Raw genomic sequence first — 22,701 nt, forward strand, 5'->3', positions numbered from 1 at the left:
CTTAATGATCTTGTTTACGGGTTTCAACGACCTGTTTTCCGGATACACGGCGGGGACGCAGTGATTCCATCAGGCCTTGGCAATGATGTCCGCTTCCCGGGCCGCCTTCGCTGCCGCTTTCTCGCGGATCATCCGCTCCAGGTCGTCCACCAGATTATCGTTTTTCAGTTTGGTATTGGGCTGGCCATCGACGTAAATCGCGTGGCTCGGGGTGCCGCCCGCCAAGCCGATATCCGCCTCCTTGGCTTCCCCGGGACCGTTGACAATACAACCGATCACAGCGACGTCCAGTGGGGTAGTGATGTCTTCCAGACGCGTTTCCAGTTCATTCATGGTCTTGACCACGTCGAAGTTCTGGCGCGAGCAACTGGGACAGGCGATGAAATTGATCCCCTTGGTCCGCAGACGCAAACTCTTGAGGAGGTCCCAGCCAACCTTGACCTCCTCCACGGGATCAGCGGCGAGAGAAACCCGCAGGGTATCGCCGATACCGTCGAGCAGCAGCGCACCCAGGCCAATGGCGGATTTCACCGTGCCCGAGCGCAAGCCACCCGCTTCGGTAATACCGAGATGCAGGGGCTGTTCAATCTGGGTAGCCAGCTTGCGATACGCCGCAGTGGCCATAAAGATGTCGGAAGCCTTGACGCTCACTTTGAAGTCCTGGAAGTCGAGGGCATCCAGAATCTCGACATGACGCAGAGCGGATTCCACCAACGCATCGGGCGTGGGCTCTCCGTACTTTTTCTGCAGGTCCTTCTCCAGTGACCCTGCGTTAACCCCGATGCGGATCGGTATATTCAGGTCACGCGCCTTGTCGACGACGGCACGAATACGCTTTTCCCGCCCAATGTTACCCGGGTTGATGCGCAGGCAATCCACGCCCAGATCCGCCACACGGAGGGCAATCCGGTAATCAAAGTGGATATCGGCTACCAGCGGCACGTCGACCTGCTTGCGAATCTCACCAAACGCCTCTGCAGCATCCATTGTCGGGACGGAGACTCGCACAATATCCGCTCCGGCCTGCTCGAGCTGACGCACCTGCCCTACCGTGGCAGCCACGTCGCAGGTATCGGTATTCGTCATACTCTGAACAGAGATGGGCGCACCGCCACCCACAGGCACATTGCCCACCATAATCTGGCGCGACACCCGGCGTACGATGGGAGACTCAAATTGCATAGGATGACCTGACAGTACTGCCGTCTGAAAAATTGAGGGGAGATTATAGGGCCTGACAGCGTGAAATTCGATGGTCTCTGGCCGGGAGAGGAATCTGGCGGTGGCGGGTTACATGGTGATCCCGCGCCGCAGCGCGGGATCACAGAGCCGCTTACTCGCCAATCGTCAGGCGACGGGTGCGGCGGGAACCGAGTGGATCACTGTCCACCAGCTCTCCCAGGTAGCGAACCTCGGTTGCCGCGGCATTGCCCATCATCACACTGAAAGGCGCGACACCCTCCAGGGCAATACGGGTCCCGGCGCCTTGCAGATTTGCCAGCAGCACCTGCCCACTGGCATCGGTCACCTCGACCCAGGCCTCCTCGGTGAAGCTCAGCTCCAGCGGTCCACTGGTCGCACGCTCCGATTGAGCCACTGGCGCCGCTGCCGCAGTGGGCGCCTCGGCAACAGGCTCGTCTGCGACCGTTTCCGTCGCATCCGCAGAGGCTGCCGCGGCTACCTCAAACAGGCTTGCTGACGCTGGGGACTCGATAGTTGCCGGCGAGGCTGCAGCTTCCGGCGAAGCAGCAACGTCTTCCTCGTTCACGGGCAGCAGCTCTGCCGCACCGTCCACAGAAGCTTGGGACTGTTCGACTGGGGCCTCTGCAACGGTCGCGATAGCCTCAGGCGCAACAGCCGGGGTGGATACGGCAGCGGGCGGTGCCGCTTCGCGACCGTTGAACCACCAGAATACGGCGCCGACCAGGACCAGCGGTAACAGGGCCATACCAGGGAAACCGGCACGTTTGCGTGCACCCGGTGTCGCACTGCTCTGGATATGTGCAACAATCGCTGCACTCTCGCCTTCCGCGCCGCAGTAACCGGCATAAGCTTCCAGGACAGGGGCAGGGTCCATATCCAGCTCCTTGCACACGTTGCGGATGTAGCCGCGCACGTACAAGGGACCGGGCAGCCGGTCAAAGCTATCTGCCTCCAGCAGTTCCAGTTTGGTGCCCGTCAGGCACAGCCGCTCAGACATTTCCGCGCAGCTTATCCCGGCGCGCTCACGCGCGGTGCGCAACTGCTCGCCAGGGGTCATTGTTGAATCGGCCGCTACCTCCGCCGGGTTTTCCTGTACTACCTGATCGCTCACGTTATCCGTCATTGGCCATCATCTTCTGGTATTCCAGCGTTTCCGCCGAGTAGGGATAGAGATTCTTCAGGGCGAGACCGTAACTCCGCTCTTTGTCACGGTTGCCAAATACTTTCTCGATACGTACGCCGAGCCACAGGGACTTGGGCACCTGCCGATTACCCTGCGCGTACAAATCGAGGTAGCGCTTCGCCTGGCTATAGGCACCTGCCTGATACTTGAGCTCCGCGAGCTCCAGGAGCGCGATCGGCAAACGCTTGTCCAGCGCGAGCGCACGGGTAAACGCTTGCTCAGCCTTTTCGGTATCGCCCAGTTTCAGGGCGCTCCGGCCGAGGTTGGTCAGGGCGTAGGAACGACGATTGTAGGCAAGGTCTGCGGCAGCTTTTTCAAACTGCTCTACCGCGTCTTCATAACGCTCGCGCTTGTACAGGAAAGCACCGTAATTGGTCCGTGCCATGGAAAATTCGGGATCGAAGCGCAGGGCCTTGCGGAAATGCTTTTCAGCAACTTCGTGCTCACTGTCCGCCTGGTACAGGATCGCCAGGCCATGGTGTGCCTGTGGGTTGCGCTTGCCCAGTTCGAGGGCCTTGTGGAAGTGGTATCGGGCTGCATCGCGATTATCGCCACTCTGGAGATAGCGCAGACCGAGCTGGACATGGGTCTCGACCGCTTTATCCAGATTGACCTCCTGCTTGGGCGGGAGGCCGGTGGTCACACAGCCTGTCAGCCACACACTCAGCAGGATTGCGGCGAGGGGCAAGGAAAAGGGTCGTGCCAACACAACATCACCTTTAATTTTTATTTGGTTGTTGCCGCGGGTCCCTCGCCAGCTATGTTTGATTACTTATTGCGCTCGTGTCGCCAACGGATGACCGGTCTTGTGGTCACCGATCAACCAACGATGCGTACCGGGCGCTCTGTATCCCGATAGCGCTGTGAGCGCCGGGTGCGGTCATTGACGCTCCCTGCCAATTGACCACAAGCCGCGTCGATATCATCGCCACGGGTCGTTCGGACCGTTACTGTATACCCCTTGTCCAGCAGAATCTGTTGAAAGCGTCGCAAAGCGTTGTTGCTGACCCGCTGGTAGTCCGACAGCTCAAACGGGTTAAAGGGTATCAGATTTATCTTGACGGGCACATCTCGCAGCAATTCGGCCAGCTGCTCCGCGTGCTCCGGACGATCGTTCACCTCCCGAATCAGGGTGTACTCGATGGTCATCTTCCGATGGCTGTCCGGCATCTGGGCGATATACCGCTGGGCACTGTCGAGCAACATGGCAATCGGGTACTTCTTGTTGATCGGCACCAGCTCGTTGCGCAACTCGTCATTGGGAGCATGCAAGGAGATTGCCAAGCTGACATCCGTGACCTCTGCCAACCGATCCAATGCAGGCACAACCCCGGAAGTACTCAGGGTCACCCGGCGCTTGGAAATGCAGTAGGCATTGTCTTCCATCATCAGGTTCATGGCATCGACAACGTTATCAAAGTTGAGCAGGGGCTCGCCCATACCCATCATCACCACATTGGTCACCTTGCGCGGTGTATTCGGCCCCATCTGGCCAAAAGACCGGCAGGCAATCCAGACCTGGCCAATAATCTCTGCCGCGGTGAGATCCCGATTGAAACCCTGCTTGCCGGTCGCACAGAAACTGCAATCCAGGGAGCAACCCACCTGCGAGGAAACGCACAGGGTTCCGCGGTCACCATCGGGGATATACACGGTTTCCACCGCGTTGCCGCCCTCAATCTTGATCAGCCACTTACGGGTCCCGTCGGCCGAATCCCACTGCTTGATGACTTCCGGCGCACGGATTTCAGCAATTTCTGCCAGCTTCGCCCGCAGTGCCTTGCTGACATTGGTCATCTGCTCAAAGTCGTCGACGCCATTCTGGTGGATCCACTTCAGCACCTGCACGGCACGAAAGCGCTTCTCGCCCAGCGACTCAAAGAACGCACCCAGCTTGTCGAGCGACAAACCCAGCAGGTTAACTTTTTCGTTGGTGGTTGCGGTCATGGATACACCTTGCGCCGATAAGGCACGATTGATAGTCAGATGCCGCCACCGGCTCGCGCCAGTGGGGAGTTTCCACGGCCCGCGCAGCGGGCGGACCGGGAAAGCGTACCGGAGGAAGACCTCCAGTGACAGGATCAGCCGCGCGGGCAGATTTCGTCGTCAGCGAAGAAGTAGCTGACTTCACGCGCTGCAGATTCCGGGGAGTCGGAACCGTGAACGGCGTTCGCGTCGATGCTCTGGGCAAAGTCGGCGCGGATGGTACCGGCAGCGGCTTCCTGCGGGTTAGTGGCACCCATCAGGTCACGGTTCGCCAGGATAGCATTCTCGCCTTCCAGAACCTGCACAACGACCGGACCGGAAGTCATGAAGTCGACCAGATCCTTGAAGAAAGGACGCTCTTTGTGCTCAGCGTAGAAACCTTCCGCCTTTTCACGGCTCAGGTGGGCCATCTTCATGGCAACAATACGCAGACCAGCCTTCTCGAAACGGCTCTCGATTTCGCCGATAACGTTCTTGGCGACCGCGTCCGGCTTGATGATAGAAAGAGTGCGCTCCAGGGCCATTGTGTTCTCCAGATATAAATGGTTTTACATACAGGAAGAGCAACCGTAGTTGCTCTTCCTTGAATTCCTTTGATGTCGAGGCCCGGTATTCCGCTGACTAAACCGTCAATTACGGGACTGGTTCCGGGCCGGCCGCCATTCGCGGCGGGCGGATTATACGCGGTACTGCACGAAGTTTGTACTATTTCTCCACGATCACGCCAGGGGGTACCGGCGGGCAGGACAGCGAAGGCCGACCACCCGGTCAGGCACCCTACTCTGCCTCTTCGATCCAGGCCGCCTGGATAGCCTCCAGGATCTTCTCCCCGCAGCGACTGGGATCGTCGTCGAATCCGGGCAGGGACATCACCCAGTAGCGCAGGTCGACAAAGTTGACCTGTAGTGGATCGACATCCGGATGGGCTTCATAGAGTTCAATGGCAATATCGTTGATATCGGTCCACTTCATGGTGCACTCCCTTTCATTCCTCGTCGCTGACCCGGGGATCAGTGACGCTCAGAAACCTGATTGATCGTGTATTTGGGAATTTCGACCACCAGATCTTCATCCTCTACCAGCGCCTGACAGGACAAGCGCGACTCGGGCTCCAGGCCCCAGGCCTTATCCAGCAGGTCTTCTTCCAGCTCGTCGGCCTCGCCCAGTGAATCGAAACCCTCGCGCACAATCACGTGACAGGTGGTGCAGGCACAGGATTTTTCACAGGCGTGCTCAATCTCTACACCATGCGCCAGAGCAGCATCACAAATACTGACACCACTCTCGACTTCAACGACTTTCCCCTCCGGGCAAATTTCCTCATGGGGCAGGAATACGATTTTCGGCATAACTCTCGCTCTCTTGTCTGCTCACGCCGGCGGGGCCTATACGCCAGCAAACAGCTTATTGATCAAATTCATCCAGGTTGTGCCCCTGCATCGCGCGCTTGATGGAAACATCCATGCGTCGCGCAGCAAAGGACTCGGAAGCCTCGTTGAGGGACTCGATCCGACGACGAATCTCGTCGGCATCACTGCCGTTATGCGCTTCGCGCAACGCCTGCATACCAGACTCGAGCGCATCGAGCTCTTCGGCATGCAGCAGTTCTGCACCGTTTTCCTGCAAGGCAACCAACAGTGCTTCCAGGGTGCGCTCAGCTTCCACACGCGCTTCACGCAAGGAGCGCGCGGCAATGTCTTCTTCGGCGTGATCGTACGAGTCCCGCAACATCCGCGTCACTTCAGAATCGTCCAGGCCGTAGGATGGCTTAACAGTAATATCCGCACTGACGCCACTGCTCTTTTCCATCGCAGTGACCGACAGGAGACCGTCCGCGTCTACCTGGAAAGTCACCCGGATGTGCGCGGCACCGGCTACCATCGGCGGGATCCCGCGCAACTCAAAACGCGCCAGCGAGCGGCAATCCTGCACCAGTTCGCGCTCGCCCTGAACCACATGTACTGCCATGGCCGTCTGGCCGTCCTTGAATGTGGTGAACTCCTGGGCTTTGGCCACAGGAATCGTGGTATTCCGGGGAATCAGCTTTTCCGCCAAACCACCCATGGTTTCAATCCCCAGGGACAGGGGAATGACATCCAGCAACAGCAGGTCGTCGCCGGACTTGTTTCCTACCAGTACGTCTGCCTGGATCGCGGCGCCGATCGCCACCACCTGATCTGGATCGATATCCGCATGGGGCGCGCGTCCGAAGAAGTCGGCAACCCGCTCACGCACCCGTAGTGCCCGAGTGGAGCCACCCACCAACACCACTTCGTCAACCTCGCCCTTGTCCAGACCGGCATCCCGCAGAGCACGTTTACACGCCCTCAGCGTGCGCTCAATCAGCGGGTCCAGCAGTGCCGCCAGACCGGCGCGATCCAAACTGCCGCGCCACTCGCCGAACGCCAGTGCCACTTCTGCTTCCTGCGCCAGCGCTTCTTTGGCCGCACATGCCTGATCCAACAAAGTCCGCTGGGTGCCCGGATCCAGGTCGCTACCGATACCCGCTTCTGCGGCAATCCACTCTGCAATCGCGCGGTCAAAGTCATCCCCGCCCAGCGCGGTATCGCCACCGGTAGAAAGCACTTCAAACACACCACGTGACAGGCGCAAGATCGAAATATCAAAGGTGCCGCCACCGAGGTCGTAGACCGCAATGACACCCTCTTCGCCCTGATCGAGGCCATAGGCCACGGCGGCTGCCGTGGGCTCATTCAACAGGCGCAGCACATGCAGCCCGGCCAACTGTGCAGCGTCCTTGGTGGCCTGCCGCTGGGCATCATCGAAATACGCAGGCACAGTGATCACTGCGCCATCGAGATCTCCACCCAGGGCCTCTGCACCGCGACGGGCAAGCACCCGCAGGATCTCAGCAGACACCTGCACCGGATTCACCGCGCCACTGCGGGTCTCAATTGCGGGCATACCGCCGTTCGTCTCAGCGAAACGGTAAGGCAACTGCTCACCGAGCCCCTGCACATCACCCACACCGCGGCCCATCAATCGTTTGATCGACAACAACGTGTTGTACGGATCCACCGCCGCATGCGCACGCGCAGCCGCGCCAACCAAAACGTCCTTGTCGCCATAGTGCACGACCGACGGCAGGATGATGCTGCCATCCTCCGCGGCAATCGCCTCCGCGCTGCCGCTGCGCATGGCTGCGACCAGGGAGTTCGTCGTCCCTAGGTCTATTCCTACTGCGCGCTTGCGCTGGTGCGGCTCGGGCGTCTGGCCCGGCTCAGAGATCTGCAGTAATGCCATGCTCAGTCCAGTAACTCTTCTTCCAGTTCTTCAATTTGCCGCAGCAGTTTGGCGAGAAATTGCAGCTTGCGCATCGACGCCTCGGCGTCAGCCACCTTACCCGCGGTATAACACTCGGCAAATGTCTGTTGTTGCGCACGAAACAGCTCAGAGGCCTCAAATTCCAGCGATTCCAGTGCCGCAGCCGGATCAGCCTCGCCGCGCACCTCTTCGAGGCGTTCGCGCAGCATCATTTGCTGCATCAAAAAGGAGGTGTCCGACGTCGTCTGCTCGGGCGCAATTTCCACGCCCGCCAACTCCAATAGATAGGCCGCTCTCGCCACCGGATCACGCAGCGTTGCGTGCGCCTGATTAATCCGCGCGGCATATTCCATCGCAAGCCGCTGCTCACGATCCGAGCGCGACGCATAGCGATCAGGATGAAACTCCTTCTGCAATTCGCGATAGCGCTGTGACAGCGCCGCTCGATCGACATCAAAGGCCGGCGGCAGGGCGAAAATTTCGAAATAATTCTGCTGCTCGCTCATTCCTTCCTGATCTCCACTCGCACCCGGTAAAAAGACCTTCGCACTTTACCGGGGACCTACAAAAAAGGCCGGCATGCTGCGCGGCATCCGGCCCTTCACCCAGGCAAAGCCGGGATTACACGTGAAAACTTTCCCCGCACCCACACTCGTTCTTGACGTTGGGATTAGAGAAGGCGAAGCCTTCATTGAGGCCTTCTTTGACAAAGTCCAGCTCAGTACCGTCGAGAAAGGCGAGACTCTTGGGATCCACCAGTAACTTGACGCCACCTTGCTCAAACACGTGATCTTCGGCCTCGGCCTCATCGACGAATTCGAGGACATATGCCATCCCCGAGCATCCGGCAGTGCGTACACCAACACGGATCCCGATGCCTTTGCCACGCTTTTCGAGCTGGCGCTGGACGTGAGCCTGCGCCGCCTCGGTCATGGTGATTGCCATATTACGCCTTTACTCAGCTCGCAGCTTCTTCGCTGCTGACAGTCTCACCGCGCTTTTCACGGATATCACGCACTGCCGCTTTGATCGCATCTTCGGCGAGCACAGAGCAGTGAATTTTTACCGGCGGCAGAGCCAGCTCTTCCGCAATCGCAGTGTTCTTGATCTGCTCGGCTTCATCGATGGTCTTGCCTTTGACCCACTCCGTCAGAAGGGAGCTGGAGGCAATGGCAGAACCACAACCGTAGGTTTTGAACTTGGCATCCTCGATCACGCCATTGTCGTCCACCTGGATCTGCAATCGCATGACGTCACCACAGGCAGGTGCACCGACCATACCAGTACCGACTTTGTCTGACTTGTCATCCAGGCGACCGACGTTACGCGGATGTTCATAGTGGTCAATTACTTTATCGCTATAGGCCATGACGTTTCTCCTGAGTATTCACGTGCTACTTAGTGGGCGGCCCATTCGATCGTGTTGAGATCGATGCCGTCCTTGTACATGTCCCACAGGGGGGACAGTTCGCGCAATTTTTCTACCGCCTTGCGCACTTCTGCTGCAGCGGTATCCACATCCTGCTCCGAGGTAAAACGGCCGAAGCTGAAGCGCAGCGAGCTGTGTGCAAGCTCGTCATTGACGCCGAGCGCTCGCAGGACATAGCTCGGTTCCAGGCTTGCTGAGGTACAGGCGGAGCCGGAAGAGATCGCGAGATCCTTGAGCGACATGATCAGGCTCTCGCCCTCAACAAACGCAAAGCTGACGTTGAGGATGCCCGGTACATGAGCATCCAGGGTGCCGTTGATATGCACCTCTTCCATGTCATCGATCTGCTTCCAGAATCGATCACGCAGACCTTCCAGACGCTTCGCCTCTTCGGGCATTTCCTCTTTGGCGATACGACAGGCTTCACCAAAACCCACGATCTGGTGGGTTGCCAGCGTACCGGAACGCATGCCGCGCTCGTGACCGCCGCCGTGCATCTGCGCTTCAAGGCGCACACGCGGCTTGCGGCGCACATACAGGGCACCAATGCCCTTCGGGCCATAAATTTTGTGGGCAGAGAAGGACATCAGGTCGACCTTCGTTGCACCGAGGTCGATCGGCATCTTGCCAAGGCTTTGCGCAGCATCCACATGGAAAATAATTTTCCGTGCGCGGCACAGCTCGCCAATTGCGTCAATATCGTTCACTACGCCGATTTCGTTGTTGACGTGCATCAGGCTCACCAGAATGGTGTCATCGCGCAGGACTTCTTCCACCTGCTCGGGATACACCAGACCGTCTTCGCGCGGATTGAGGTAAGTGACTTCAAAGCCCTCACGCTCAAGCTGGCGACAGGTATCCAGGACCGCCTTGTGCTCAATCTTGGAGGTAACGATGTGCTTGCCCTTACCCTGGTAAAAGTGCGCAGCACCTTTGATTGCCAGGTTGTCGGACTCAGTTGCACCACTGGTCCAGACAATCTCGCGCGGATCCGCATTGATTAGGTCAGCGACGTGACGACGTGCATCTTCGACCGCCTCTTCCGCCTTCCAGCCGAACAGGTGGGAACGGGACGCCGGGTTACCGAAGTTACCCTCCATCGTCAGCTGCTCTGCCATCTTTTGGGCCACGCGCGGGTCTACCGGGCAGGTAGCAGAGTAATCCAGGTAAATAGGAAGTTTCATAGTCAACAATCTCCGCGCACTAAACTCTGTCTATCAAAAGACGTGCTGTGGTCCTTCTCGCCAGAGAAAGCCTCTCTCAGAGGCCACCCAGCAACGCAATTTTTTCCTCGGGAGCATTGTTCGCTCCCTCGTCTGTCGCAAACTCGCGCATATCCTGACGTCGCGCGACTTCCTGCACATCTGCCCGCGCCACCAGATTGGCCAGGCTGATGCCATTCAGAAAACTGTGAATCTGGGCGCTCAGGTCGCACCACAGGTGATGGGTCAGGCACTGCTCACCGCCTGCGCAGTTATTGGTACCGCCGCAGCTGGTGGCATCCACCGATTCATTGACCGCGTCCACGATCTGGGCAACGAAGATGTCGTCCCCGCCTCGCGCCAAACGGTAGCCGCCTCCGGGCCCACGGACACTGGAGACCAGACCGGATTGCCGCAGGCGGGAGAACAGCTGCTCGAGATAAGACAGCGAGATACCCTGGCGCTTGGAGATATCCGCCAGACTAATCGGCCCGCGATCAGCGTGTAACGCCAGATCCAGCATCGCCGTGACCGCGTAACGGCCCTTGGTTGTCAATCGCATGTCTGCTCCCAACTGGTCCATCGCCCATTTGCGGGCGCGAGTATGGAATAACCCACCTCCACAGTCAAGTATACAACCAAGTGATTTAGTCGGGTATTGTTAAGCGCCAACAAGGACCAAACCAGCACGACCAGTCAATCACTTCTGGTTACGCAGTGGGATCACTCAGACTCGGGGCTGGCCTGATCGGATGCGGGGCGCCCCTGCCCTCCGGAGCGATGAATATGGTTCTGAATGGCCGTGAGCATACCGCGCAGGATACCGAGCTCCATATCGTCCGGACGGACTCGACTGAACAGTCTGCGCAAACGGGTCATTGTCTGACGTGGATTGTCTGGATCGATAAAGCCGAGCTCCGCCAGCGCCAGCTGCAGGTGATCGAAATACAGCTCCATATCGCTGGCCTTGGCCGGTGGCCGGTCCCAATCAGCGTAATTGAGGGCGCCACCCTTTTCCGCCTCGAGCGCAGCAACCCGCACCTCGTAAGCCAGCACCTGCACCGCGGTAGCCAGGTTCAGTGAGCTGTACTCCGGATTGGAAGGAATATGCACGTGGAAGTTACACGCCTGTAGCTCCTCGTTGGTAAGCCCCCGGTCTTCGCGCCCGAAAACCAGCGCCACAGGATGAGTCGACGCCTCCGCCACAGCCCGCTCGCCGCATTCACGCGGCGTCAGCAACGGCCAGGGAATACGCCGCTCGCGTGCACTGGTCGCGACAACCAGACCACAATCGGCAACCGCTTCCTCGAGGGTATCCACCACAACCGCCGAATCCAGCAGTTCTGCGGCCCCGGCAGCCCGCCACACCGCATTGGCCGCCGGGAACTCACGCGGCGCCACCAGATATAGCTGACTCAGCCCCATATTCTTCAGCGCGCGGGCGGCCCCACCAATGTTGCCCGGGTGGGCACTGTTGACGAGGACAATACGCACATTGTCGAGCGACGCAGCAATATCGAAGGTATCAAAAGGAGACTTGGCCATACTAATAAGCAAGCGTTGAGCAGTTGCGGGCGCGCGAGTGTAGCAAAAATGCACGGGAATCCCCACAAGGGCGTCGTGCCAATCCCGTGCTGCGACCAGCCAGACACTCACAGGGCTATCGACTATAGGCCTGCGATGCCAAGGCCTGTTACAATCGCGCCCGCTCGGCCGGCCCGAGTCTGCTGTTTAAATCTTTTATTTACTGGTGCGAAGAGTTATGGAACCCATGCTGAATATCGCCCTGCGCGCTGCGCGCAAGGCTGGAGAATTGATCGAACGGGCCTGGGAGCGGAATGATATTACCCAATACGAAGAAAAAGGCCGCAATGACTTTGTAACGGAAGTGGATCGCGCCAGTGAACAGGAGATCATCTATCACCTGCGCAAGGCCTACCCCAAACACAGCATCCTGGGCGAGGAAGGTGGCCGCATTGAAGGCGCAGAGCCTGACTACGAGTGGATCATTGATCCGCTGGATGGCACCACCAACTTTATCCACGGGATCCCACAGTTCGCCGTTTCGATCGCCTGCCGCTATCGCGGCCGTATCGAGCACGCGGTTGTTCTCGATCCGATCAAACGTGAAGAATTTACCGCAAGTCGCGGTCGCGGCGCCGCACTGAACGGCCGCCGAATTCGCGTGTCTCCGCGCAAAAACCTGTCAGGCGCCCTGATTGGCACCGGAATTCCCTTTAACGGCCTGGCCCTGGACAATATCGACCCCTATCTCGCCGCCCTGAAAGAAATTGCGGGACAAACCGCGGGTATCCGTCGTCCCGGGGCCGCGGCCCTGGACCTCGCGTACGTTGCGGCGGGCCGTTTTGACGGGTTCTGGGAAATGCACCTGAACAGCTGGGATATCGCCGCAGGTTCTCTACTGGTTAAAGAAGCCGGCGGCCTGATCAGCGACTTCCGCGGCGGCGAGGATTACCTCGACTCGGGCCACCTGGTTTGCGCAAGCCCCAAAGTCTTCAAGCCCCTGCTGCAGATTGTTGGGCGCCACCTGGGCAAAGTCCGTTAAGTACACCCGCACCCTGCCAACCCGATCGCGGTTGGCGGGGCACCCCCAATTTTTTCTCGCGCTCAATCGGGGTTGTCTGCCTCGATAATTTCAGGGTCAAGCAAGTGCTGCAGTGGCAGTGGGCGGCCAATGAAGTAGCCCTGTACAAGATCTACCCCCACTGAGCGCACCCGCTCCAACGTCGCCTCATCTTCGACATATTCCGCGATAGTGCGCGCACCGAGACGGTGGGCAACCTGATGGATGGACTCCACGATAATCAGGTCCACGAAATTGGTTTCCACCTGACGGACAAAGCTCCCATCGATCTTGATAAAGTCGATAGCGAATGCCTTCAGGTAGTTAAACGAGCTGAGGCCATTGCCAAAGTCGTCCAAAGCAATCCGACACCCCATGCGACGCAGGCTCGTCACAAAATGACTGGCACGATCCATCTGGTTGATCATCGCGGTTTCGGTAATTTCGAAACCAATACGATCCAGCGGAATCGGGGTACGGTCCAACGCCTCTAGCAACTGCTGCTGAAATTCCCGATCACCCAGTGCGTCTGCCGAAATATTAATGAACAGACTGATGCCCACCTCGGTAATCTTCGCCGCCTGCCGCAGCAGTACTTCCCCAATTACCCAACGGTCGATTTTGAGCATCAAACCGTAGCGTTCTGCCGCCGGCACAAAGTCCATCGGCATAATCAGCTGGCCCGCTTCATCCCGCATGCGCAACAGCAATTCGTAATGGCTGATCTGCTCTGGGGATTCACTAACTGCAATGGGCTGCAAACAGAGCGAGAAACGCTGCTCGTCAATCGCCTCCTGGATAGCCGAAGCCATAATCAGCTCGCGGTGCTGGTCCGCGGCGGTACTGGATTCCGCCTCGTACACCATGGCACTGCCGCGCGCCGTGCGCTTTGCCGAGTAGCAGGCAACATCCGCCTGGCTCAACAAATCCCCCAAACGACTGTTGCCATGGTTGATTTCTGTTACGCCCGCGCTTGCACCGACATCGTAAATCCGGTTGTTCCAGGGAAAACGCAGGGAACCGATCTGGGCGATCAGGCCCTCACTGCGACGCAAGGATTCAGCGCTGTTGCAGTTGCGGAACAGCAGACCAAACTCGTCCCCCCCGAGCCGCGCGACGCGATCCCCCTCGCGCAACTGACTGCGCAAGCAATTACTGACCTCGCGCAACAGGGCATCGCCGGCGAGATGACCGGCACTGTCATTGATGACCTTGAAGCGGTCCAGATCCAGATACACCAGGCAATGCCGTACGCCCTCTGCATCCGCCTCCTCAATCGCATTGAGGAGTTCACGCTTGAACGCGTCACGATTGGGCAGGCCGGTGAGGTCATCGTGAGAGGCTTTGTAGCTGAGCTGCGCAATTAATCGACGCTGCTCACTCACATCCTGGAACACCAGCACGCTACCCAGCTGCTCTCCCCGCGGGTTGGACAACGGAGAGGCAGAGCTCTCGATGTCGTAGCTACGTCCATGCAAACCATGCAGCACCGCGCTGTCTGGGCCCGACACCGTCGCGCCGCGCACCAGCGACTCGGCCGCCGGGGCCACCTGTTTCTGGCCGCTGCCACTATCGGTAATGGAGCACACCGTATCGATCGGCATACCGCGCGCCTCTTCGAGCGTCCAGCCTGTCATTTGCTCCGCAATGGGATTCATGTAGGTAATACGGAGCTCGGTGTCAGTGGAAATGACCGCATCGGTGATCGCAGCAAGGGTAACCTGCAAATGCTCCTTGGCTTCCAGCAATTTGTTTTCGCTGATTTTACGCCACTCGATATCTTCAACCTGGGCCAGCACGTAAAGCGCGTTCCCGTGAATATCCCTGGCAACAGAAAACGAAAGGAAGCCCCAGGCAAGACTGCCATCGCTGCGCTTAAATCTTTGCTCCATACACTGGGAGGAGCGGTCGAGAGCCGGCGACAACTCCCCTTCCGGGGCGGCGAGATTCTCGCCTCGTAAAATATCCTGCAGGCGGCGCCCCTCAAGCTCCTCGGAGTGATACCCGAGAAAATGACAGAGACTGCGATTAACCTGCAGAATTTCGCCCTCCAGGGAAATCACCAGCATCCCGATACGGGAATCCTCGATGGCCGAGCGGAAGCTGCCCTCCACTTCGGTAATACGCGCGTTCCGTTGGCGTTCGATATTGGTATACACCGCCAGTACATACGCTGGGATCACCGAAGCGAAGGTCGCCACCAGAAAATCCACACGCGCCAGATTGTTCTCCAGTCCGGACGCGATCTGGCCAACCAGGCCTTCCAGCGCAACAAAGCGCACCGCCAACAATACGCTCGCGACACAAATCACCACCAGCGTCTGCATCAGCGAGAGCAAGGTGGCCGTCCATAACAGGATCAGTGCAACGTAGACGAAGGGGTAAGTGACAAGCCCCATCAACAACAGCGACGAGCCAATGGCCGCCGCTGCGATCAGGGAAAACCGGAGGGGGTTACGCCATTCTGCCCCTGAAAACCCACCGCGCTCGAACCACAACAGGAACACTGGCAGCAGAATTAACGTACCCATCGCATCGGCGGTATACCACAGCAGGAATACTTCAAAAAAGGCAGTATCAAATGCGTAGTGGAGATAGAGCGATCCCAGGGTCGCACTGGACAACGGGGAGATCGCGGCAGAAGCCAGGGCAAAGCGATACCATTGCTGAAGGCCATCAAAGAAGTCTGCGCGAGGGCAGTAACGCACCAACAACACCGACGCGATCAGGACCTGTGACAATCCCGCCAGCATATACACCACAGAGCTTTGCAGCGTGTACCCGAGGAACAGGCCACAGGAAACATTGATAAAGCCGTAAACGGCAATCAGAATCGGCCACTCGTAGAGTGCCCGGCGATACAGAAAAGCGATGGCGACCGAATCTGCCAGCCAGAGCGCGGCAGCACCATCGTCATGGCCGAGAACTTTCTTGCTGAAAAGCACCAGCGCAGCGTTGATCACCGCGAAATAGAGGACGGTCACCCAGATTTGGGGATCTGCTCGCCCTGTATAGCGGGAATGCAAAGAGATCGCCGAAATCCAGCTTTTCATTCGGTTGCCACCATTGAATTCATTTTCACGCGCGTCATTTTTATAACACTGGTACCGGCTGGCGATATTCGACCAATGTATTTTTCGCGCTACTCCTCTGTCGATTTGGCTGACATCAGCTCACTTCAGCCTGAAGATACCGCCGCCCCCTAATCTGACATCGCAGCAAGCTTGAGACGGTGCACCACTTTGGTCAGTTGCACCAGGGTAAAATCATCCGGTAACCGCGCCACACGCGATTGGTCAGGACCGCCCAGCAACACCAGGCCCACTTCCCCAATAGAGGGATCCTCCTGCAGTACGCGCTGCATATCATCCGCACTCATCCCCGGCAGACAATGCTCAAAGAGCACCACATCAACAGGGTGTGTACGCGCGATAAAAATCGCCTCAACCGCATCTGTTGCGCTCAGCAACTGCGCTTCTTCCTGCCCGCGCAGCAAAGACTGAATCCGCGCAGCCGAAGAAGGCCGGCTGTCGACCAGTAAAATTCGGCTGGGGGGCAACTGCACAGACTGCTGGCTCTTAGCCGACATCTGCATGACCTCAACCGGTGCATCGATGAGCGGGAATTCGATCCAGAAAACCGACCCCTGATCCTCATGACTTTCGAAGTCGATTTTCCCGCCCATCGCTTCCGTCAAGCGCTTGGCGATCGCCAAACCGACACCGGAGCCCTCAATACCGCCACTTTCAGCACCCAGCCGGTTGAACGGTTCAAAGACCTCTGCGCGGCGCTGCTCGGGGATTCCCTTGCCAGTATCCAGAATACTCAACCGCAACCATCCCCCAGGCTGTGGGGAGAAGTTGATCACCACCCGGCCATTATCCCGGTTGTATTTGACTGCGTTGCCCGCGAGATTCAGCACCACCTGCTTGAAGCGCACGGCATCGGCAAAGATATACGCCGATTCCCAGCCGAGGGGTTCGAATATCAGGTTCACCCGCCGGGTCTCTGCCAGCGGCTCCAGCAGACGCTTGCAGTCTGCGACCAGCGCGGCCGGCTGTACCGGCTCCATGGACGGCTCCAGGCGCTTGCTATCGATTCTGGCAAGCTCGAGCACATCGCCAATGAGATGCAATAGATGTTGTCCCGCACGACGAATCTCGCCGAGGCGCTGACGCTGCTCCGAGTTCACACTCATATCGAGCTCAATCATCTGACTGTACCCCAGAATGGCATTCAGTGGGGTGCGTAATTCATGGCTCATGCTGAGCAGCAGTTCCGAGCGCGCAGTGCTCTCCCGGCTTTGCTCCTGCAATTCTTTTTCCATGCGCCGCTGGCGCTCGCGATAACCGGTAACATCCTGCACCACGCCGAGGACGCGCAGTGCATTCCCCTCGTTATCCCGTTGTAACTGACCTCTTACCCGCAACCACAGCACACCACCGTCGCGGTGCCACATCCGCGTCTCGACGTCGAGTGGTAAGCCCTGGGCGACATGGTCGCGAAACGCCTGGTCCGTGCTGGGAAAATCCTCCGGGAACACACGGGACTTCCACAGTTTAATGGCACTGCGGACGTCCGCCCCCACCTGACTCATGTCGTAACCCAGAATTGCCCAGCACGCATGATCGAGGACGACTTCATCGGCCCGAAGATCCCATTCCCACAAACCGTCGCCAACACTCGCCACCGCCCAGAGGGCACGCTCGCCTTGCAATCCCGATTGATCCCGCATACTCAGGGAGTTGGTGTAATCCACACAACCGCCCATCAGCACCAGGTCATTGTCACCGGCATCTCCATTTTCACTGACGTCATTATCAGCATGGTTGCCGCCCGCTTCGGGCCACAGCAGCGAGCGACCCCACCAGCGCAACCAGGTTTGCCGGCCAGACGGGGTCACCGCGCGGAAAGTCAGGTCAATGGACGCGGGGGCCTGCATCAGTTGCTGACGCGCATCACGCACCTTGTCTCGGTCTCCGACATGGACCTGTGTCAGGCCCACGTCCCCCCAAAGTGCCATAAACGCGGCATCAGAAGTCTCCCCAAACAAACCCCAGATATCGCCGGAGAAATCCCGCTGGCCCGAGTGCGGGTGCCACTCCCAAATGCCACAGCGCGCATCACGCAGAATCTGGCGCAGCAACGACACTTGCTGCGCCAATTCGCGCTGGCTGCTTTGGTTGGGGTCCGCGGACAGCCGCAGCTGCAGTGGAGCCCCTTGAGATTCGCTTGACGACATGGATTAGCGCCGGTGGGCAGAGGTAGACAATCAAGCCTAGTGAATCACTTATCCGCCATTAATAAAAGAGGACCGGACGCGACCGGCAGCATCGGCAGGACAAAAAAAAGCCCCGCAAAGCGGGGCTCAAATCAGCGATGATGAGAGAAAACGGGACGTCACGCATTAATAACCAGTTGCCATAACCCGTGATGGGGTCCCGTTCAGTGTGCCTTGCGGCAACACACCCTGTATAAAGCAATCGGTGTGCCAACTTTTTAAACCAGGGATTTTTTTTGGAATTTCCTCGTCAAAACCGCGTGATGAACGCCCAGAATGAGTAACCAGACACCGCAAACTCCCTGAGAAATTCCAACGTTTGATGGAACTATGAGAGAGAAACACCGCCAAAAAGAATATTTTGGCGCCAAACTGGCACCTCAGAGATCACCAGCGCACCAAAATAAAGCGAGAATGACCAGTCACGCAAAAAAGTTCACAAGAATGGGGTCCGGGGGTGCCTTATAGGCCCCATTCCGGTAGCATCCCTACTTGGGCGACCGCACTACCCAAAAATGCCAAGTGCAGTGGGCGAAGTGCTCAACTGGATCCGCCCGCAACAGTGCCTTTATCCTGCTGACAGGTTGCCGGAGTCAGAGAGACTTCCTCATCCAGGGGCTTCCCCCCTGTCCGCGCCCTAGGCTGTAGCACTCTCACAAAGGTTGTACATATGAATGCTGTTCCCCACGCTCCCCGCCTCTGGGTTACCACAATACTTTTTTCCAGTACCGCTCTGGCGGCACTGATTCTGGTACCGCTGTACGGCGTGCTGGTGGGCTATGAATGGTACCAATGGCTGGCATTTGCCGTTATTGGTGCACTGTGTGGATTGTCGATCACTGCCGGCTACCACCGCCTGTGGTCTCACCGCACCTATGAAGCACACTGGTCTCTGCGCCTGCTGTTTGCCCTGTTTGGTGCGGCCTCTCTGCAAAACAGTATCCTCATCTGGGGATCGGGCCATCGCCGCCATCACCGTCACGTGGATGACAACGAGCGCGACCCCTACTCCGCCAAGCGCGGTTTCTGGTTCTCGCACATTGGCTGGATGCTGCGCGACTACCCCAGCGGCAAAGTCGATTTTGACAATGCCAAAGACCTGCAGCGCGACAAGATCGTCATGTGGCAGCACAACAACTACATCGCCATCACTCTGGCCATGAATATTGGCCTGCCTCTGCTACTCGGCTGGGCTACCGGCGATATCATCGGCATGATGCTGCTGGCTGGCGTGCTGCGTATCGTGGTGAATCATCACACCACGTTCTTTATCAACTCGCTCGCGCACATCTGGGGACGCCGTCCTTATACCGACGAAAATACTGCCCGCGACAATGACCTGCTGGCATTTTTCACCTTTGGTGAGGGCTACCACAACTATCACCATATTTTTCAGACCGACTACCGCAATGGTATCCGCTGGTACCAGTGGGATCCGACCAAGTGGCTGATCAAGACCGCCAGCTGGTTTGGTCTTGCTCGCAACCTGAAGACGGTACCGGACATTCGCATTCAACGTGCCATGCTGGACATGCAGTTCAAGCGCGCCGAGCAGCGCCTGCAGGAATCCTCGCATAAGGAAAGCTGGCGCGAATTGCTGGAAAAAGAGGCTCAGGAATTCTCCGCTGCACTGGGAGAGTGGAAAGAGCTCCAGTCACAGCGCTACGAAAATGCCCGTGAGCGCCTGATGGCGCGCTGGGAAAGTGCGGCAATTCGTACACGGGTGAAAGAGCTGGAATATGGCCTGAAAATGCAGCGCAAGCGCCTGAAGATTATGATGGAACAGTTCCACATCAATCCCGCAGCCGCTTAACGGCCACTGCATAAAAAAGGGCGATCCACGGATCGCCCTTTTTTTATGCCTTACAATGACCGATTAACAGCAACCAATGCCTTAGGCCTTCAGCTGGCCCGGCACAAGCGCGCCAACCAAATCACGGAGGGATTTACTCAGCGCGCTGCGCGGCGAACTGCTGCACCGAATAGGTCACGCGCTCCTCGACATTTCGCTCGAGATCTTCCAGGTCCATATTTTCAATTGGCTGAAGACGGGTTCTCAGGCCCACACCGTTGGCAATCTGAATAGCCAGCCCCGGCCGGGCATTCGCCTCAAGGAGCAAAGGACCCCGCTTTCGGTCGAGAACAATATCGCAACCCAGATAGCCCAGTCCCGTCATTTCGTAACAACTAGCCGCGAGACGCAGCAAGTCACGCCAACCGGGCACCTGTAATTCATCAAATGGCATCTCAGTATCCGGGTGCTGGCTTACTCGCAGACCGTTTTGTACCGCGTGGCAGCTTCTGCCTGTCGCCAGGTCGATCCCCACACCGACCGCCCCCTGATGCAAGTTCGCCTTGCCATCGGAAGAGTGGGTGGAGCACCGCAACATCGCCATCACCGGAAAACCGCGAAAGGCAATGACACGAATATCCGGCACACCCTCAAAGGAATAGTTGTTAAATACCGGATCGAAATCCACCAGTGCTTCAATCATCACCCGGTCAGGCTTGCCACCTAGACTATACAGGCCACTGTGGATGTTACTCACGTGCCGCTGGATATCCATGGCCGTCACTGGCGCACCGGACGGCTTCAGATAGTTGTATCCGTCGCGCCCGACGATCACCAGAATACCCTTGCCACCCGACCCCCTCGCCGGCTTGATAACAAACTGGCCAAGCGGCGCGATCACTTCCATGATCTTGCGCCGACTGGGCTGAGTTCGAAAATCGGCAATCAATTCGGGAACGGGGATACCCGCTCGGCGCGCGGCATGCTTTGTATTGAGCTTGTCGTCGACAATGGGATAGAGGTTTCGATCGTTATACCGCCCAATGTACTCAACATTGCGCGCATTCATCCCGAGCACTCCGAGCCGCTGCAGGCGCAACGGCGATACGATACCGCCCCTGATTTTCGCCGCGAATGTAGAGAGCGAAAACTGACTCATCTAGGGCACCAGCTGCCGGAAACGCATCAGCTCACCCAACCGGTAACCGGTGTAGTTACCCACGATCAACACAAAGGCCAGCAGTACCAGCAACAACTCGGGGAAATTGAAAGTCCAGTGCTCGATGTAGCGGTTGGTCATCACCCAGTAGGCCAGCACTGCCACCAGCAAACTGCCGCCGGCCTGCACGACCACTTCGTAAGGGCCATCCTCTTCCCAGACAATCGACATTCGCTCGATGGTCCAGGCCAGGATAATCATTGGGAAAAATGTCACCGTGAGGGCCTGCTCAATGCCGAGCTTGTAACTCACGACACTGATCGCCCCCATGAGTATCACCACCGTGATCACCACAGCGGCAATCCTGGCGACCAGCAGCAGATTCAACCGACTCAGGTAAAACCGCACCCAAAGTCCCAGGATCAGAATAAGCACAAAGATCGACAGTCCGGTCAGCAACCGGGTCTCGATAAAGGCGATTGCCAGCAGAACCGGCATAAAGGTGCCCGACGTACGAATACCGACAAATACCCGCAACAGCACCACGACCAAAGCACCCACTGGCACCAGCAAAATCAGCTTGAAGATACTTTGCTGCTCGATCGGCAGACTGTAGATGGAGAAATCCACCAGCGCTTCTTTTTCTTTGCTCGTACTGAGCATCGCCACATCACGCGCCGGCACATCGTTGGAAATCACGGAGAAAGTCACCCGTGAGCGCTTGCCTCCCTCCACATCCAACAGGCTTTTTCCGCCCCGCTGCCAGATAAAGAAGTTCTTCGGCACCCCGGGCGAACCACTTTGTGGCTCGAAAACCACCCAGCGATCTCCGGTGTAGACTTCCAGCAGGTCTTCGGGGTCGAGACGACTGCGATCATCCTCGAGGTAAAGACCGCGAATGCGGTGTGCCGGGATTTCCGCCGTCGCCAGCATGAGCAGGGCCACGTCGACCAGAGACTGATTCTTGAAGTAACCAAAAATCAGGTTGCGGTCCTGGTTGCGTGTATCCGCAAGATCCGTAAGCAACTGGGTGGTAAACGTCTGCACGCCGGCGGAGCGAGAGCGAGCGTCGTCGATCATGGAGTAAATTGCCTGCCGGACCGCCTCCTGCTCCTGAGCCCCCAAAAAGGGCACCTGAACCTCTTTGCTCAAATCGAGAGGCTGCTCCAGGGGCGCACCAGGTTTCTGGTGGACATCGAGCTGGTAAAACAGCGTCTGATTACCCTCGGCACTGCGTCGTGACCACACCGCGCGATACTCGTCGTCCTCGCGGATGACATTAAAGCCATAGCCCGAGGAGCTGAACGTCTCCCCGAGGATTTCCATATTGCGCTGCTCGCGCGGCAACGTCAGGGCAGCTTTGACGGGCCCGCCATCGGCAGTAAAACGCACCTTGGCCTCAATTGTCCAAACGGTACGGTATTCACCCGGGAGCAGCGGGAAGCCCAGTTCCCTGTTTTTGTAGACGGTGAGGCCGACGCCCATCAGGGCGAGAATTGCGGCAAGAATATAGACCTGAGCCCGTGGCGACATCCGCCAATCCCCATTGCTTTTGCGGACCGCTAAGCGCCGCTCATCATAATAATTTTTGTCGTTA

At 57.9% G+C, this 22,701-nt stretch carries 20 protein-coding genes; 2 read left to right on the forward strand and 18 right to left on the reverse strand.

Features of this window, described 5'->3' with window-relative positions; translation table 11 throughout:
- Positions 1 to 69 precede the first annotated feature (69 nt).
- The 14 genes from ispG to trmJ all read right to left on the reverse strand — a co-directional run bounded on the left by ispG (position 70) and on the right by trmJ (position 11,833).
- Positions 70 to 1,182 carry a flavodoxin-dependent (E)-4-hydroxy-3-methylbut-2-enyl-diphosphate synthase gene (gene ispG, locus ACXAD0_RS15585; RefSeq protein WP_475089533.1) on the reverse strand — a complete coding sequence of 371 codons (1,113 nt, stop codon included), beginning with the start codon at positions 1,180 to 1,182 and terminating at the stop codon, positions 70 to 72.
- Positions 1,183 to 1,333: 151 nt separating this feature from the next.
- Positions 1,334 to 2,326 carry a RodZ domain-containing protein gene (locus ACXAD0_RS15590; protein ID WP_475089534.1) on the reverse strand — a complete coding sequence of 331 codons (993 nt, stop codon included), beginning with the start codon at positions 2,324 to 2,326 and terminating at the stop codon, positions 1,334 to 1,336.
- The gene (gene pilW, locus ACXAD0_RS15595; RefSeq protein ID WP_475089535.1) at positions 2,316 to 3,095 is read right to left on the reverse strand and encodes a type IV pilus biogenesis/stability protein PilW; all 780 of its coding nucleotides are present in this window, start codon (positions 3,093 to 3,095) and stop codon (positions 2,316 to 2,318) included. The genes ACXAD0_RS15590 and pilW overlap by 11 nt, the downstream gene beginning before the upstream one ends.
- 110 nt (positions 3,096 to 3,205) lie before the next feature.
- Positions 3,206 to 4,333 (reverse strand): dual-specificity RNA methyltransferase RlmN, encoded by a 1,128-nt coding sequence (rlmN, locus tag ACXAD0_RS15600; RefSeq protein ID WP_475089536.1) that lies wholly within the window; start codon positions 4,331 to 4,333, stop codon positions 3,206 to 3,208.
- 134 nt (positions 4,334 to 4,467) lie between these two features.
- Entirely contained in the window at positions 4,468 to 4,896 is a 429-nt protein-coding gene (ndk, locus tag ACXAD0_RS15605) for a nucleoside-diphosphate kinase (RefSeq protein ID WP_475089537.1), read from the reverse strand.
- A gap of 253 nt (positions 4,897 to 5,149) precedes the next feature.
- On the reverse strand, positions 5,150 to 5,344 hold the full coding sequence (gene iscX / locus ACXAD0_RS15610) for a Fe-S cluster assembly protein IscX (RefSeq protein WP_475089538.1): 195 nt from the start codon (positions 5,342 to 5,344) through the stop codon (positions 5,150 to 5,152).
- Between the two features lie 38 nt (positions 5,345 to 5,382).
- On the reverse strand, positions 5,383 to 5,721 hold the full coding sequence (gene fdx / locus ACXAD0_RS15615) for an ISC system 2Fe-2S type ferredoxin (protein WP_475089539.1): 339 nt from the start codon (positions 5,719 to 5,721) through the stop codon (positions 5,383 to 5,385).
- A gap of 55 nt (positions 5,722 to 5,776) precedes the next feature.
- On the reverse strand, positions 5,777 to 7,636 hold the full coding sequence (gene hscA, locus ACXAD0_RS15620; RefSeq protein WP_475089540.1) for a Fe-S protein assembly chaperone HscA: 1,860 nt from the start codon (positions 7,634 to 7,636) through the stop codon (positions 5,777 to 5,779).
- A 2-nt stretch (positions 7,637 to 7,638) separates the two neighbouring features.
- Positions 7,639 to 8,163, reverse strand: coding sequence for a Fe-S protein assembly co-chaperone HscB (hscB, locus tag ACXAD0_RS15625; protein WP_475089541.1), 525 nt, complete (start codon positions 8,161 to 8,163; stop codon positions 7,639 to 7,641).
- Between the two features lie 115 nt (positions 8,164 to 8,278).
- The gene (gene iscA, locus ACXAD0_RS15630) at positions 8,279 to 8,602 is read right to left on the reverse strand and encodes an iron-sulfur cluster assembly protein IscA (protein ID WP_475089542.1); all 324 of its coding nucleotides are present in this window, start codon (positions 8,600 to 8,602) and stop codon (positions 8,279 to 8,281) included.
- Positions 8,603 to 8,615: 13 nt separating this feature from the next.
- The gene (gene iscU / locus ACXAD0_RS15635) at positions 8,616 to 9,026 is read right to left on the reverse strand and encodes a Fe-S cluster assembly scaffold IscU (protein WP_475089543.1); all 411 of its coding nucleotides are present in this window, start codon (positions 9,024 to 9,026) and stop codon (positions 8,616 to 8,618) included.
- A 29-nt stretch (positions 9,027 to 9,055) separates the two neighbouring features.
- Positions 9,056 to 10,270 carry an IscS subfamily cysteine desulfurase gene (locus ACXAD0_RS15640; RefSeq protein WP_475089544.1) on the reverse strand — a complete coding sequence of 405 codons (1,215 nt, stop codon included), beginning with the start codon at positions 10,268 to 10,270 and terminating at the stop codon, positions 9,056 to 9,058.
- A gap of 76 nt (positions 10,271 to 10,346) precedes the next feature.
- Positions 10,347 to 10,850, reverse strand: a complete 504-nt coding sequence (gene iscR / locus ACXAD0_RS15645) for a Fe-S cluster assembly transcriptional regulator IscR (RefSeq protein WP_475089546.1) — start codon at positions 10,848 to 10,850, stop codon at positions 10,347 to 10,349.
- A 161-nt stretch (positions 10,851 to 11,011) separates the two neighbouring features.
- Entirely contained in the window at positions 11,012 to 11,833 is an 822-nt protein-coding gene (trmJ, locus tag ACXAD0_RS15650; protein ID WP_475089547.1) for a tRNA (cytosine(32)/uridine(32)-2'-O)-methyltransferase TrmJ, read from the reverse strand.
- Between the two features lie 217 nt (positions 11,834 to 12,050).
- Here trmJ and ACXAD0_RS15655 point away from each other — a divergent pair, with 217 nt between their 5' ends.
- Positions 12,051 to 12,854 (forward strand): inositol monophosphatase family protein, encoded by an 804-nt coding sequence (locus ACXAD0_RS15655; RefSeq protein ID WP_475089548.1) that lies wholly within the window; start codon positions 12,051 to 12,053, stop codon positions 12,852 to 12,854.
- A 62-nt stretch (positions 12,855 to 12,916) separates the two neighbouring features.
- Here the strand turns inward: ACXAD0_RS15655 and ACXAD0_RS15660 are convergent, their stop codons facing one another.
- Positions 12,917 to 15,925 carry an EAL domain-containing protein gene (locus ACXAD0_RS15660; RefSeq protein WP_475089550.1) on the reverse strand — a complete coding sequence of 1,003 codons (3,009 nt, stop codon included), beginning with the start codon at positions 15,923 to 15,925 and terminating at the stop codon, positions 12,917 to 12,919.
- Between the two features lie 149 nt (positions 15,926 to 16,074).
- Positions 16,075 to 18,114 (reverse strand): hybrid sensor histidine kinase/response regulator, encoded by a 2,040-nt coding sequence (locus ACXAD0_RS15665; RefSeq protein ID WP_475089551.1) that lies wholly within the window; start codon positions 18,112 to 18,114, stop codon positions 16,075 to 16,077.
- 709 nt (positions 18,115 to 18,823) lie between these two features.
- Between ACXAD0_RS15665 and ACXAD0_RS15670 the strand changes: the two genes are divergently transcribed.
- Positions 18,824 to 19,966, forward strand: a complete 1,143-nt coding sequence (locus ACXAD0_RS15670; protein WP_475089552.1) for an acyl-CoA desaturase — start codon at positions 18,824 to 18,826, stop codon at positions 19,964 to 19,966.
- A gap of 133 nt (positions 19,967 to 20,099) precedes the next feature.
- On the opposite strand, the gene ACXAD0_RS15675 is transcribed toward ACXAD0_RS15670, so the two are convergent.
- Positions 20,100 to 21,104, reverse strand: a complete 1,005-nt coding sequence (locus tag ACXAD0_RS15675; RefSeq protein WP_475089553.1) for an alpha-L-glutamate ligase-like protein — start codon at positions 21,102 to 21,104, stop codon at positions 20,100 to 20,102.
- Positions 21,105 to 22,637 (reverse strand): inactive transglutaminase family protein, encoded by a 1,533-nt coding sequence (locus ACXAD0_RS15680; protein WP_475089554.1) that lies wholly within the window; start codon positions 22,635 to 22,637, stop codon positions 21,105 to 21,107. It lies immediately after the preceding gene.
- Between the last annotated feature and the right edge of the window lie 64 nt (positions 22,638 to 22,701).

Source organism: Microbulbifer sp. ABF4_148 (assembly GCF_056158985.1).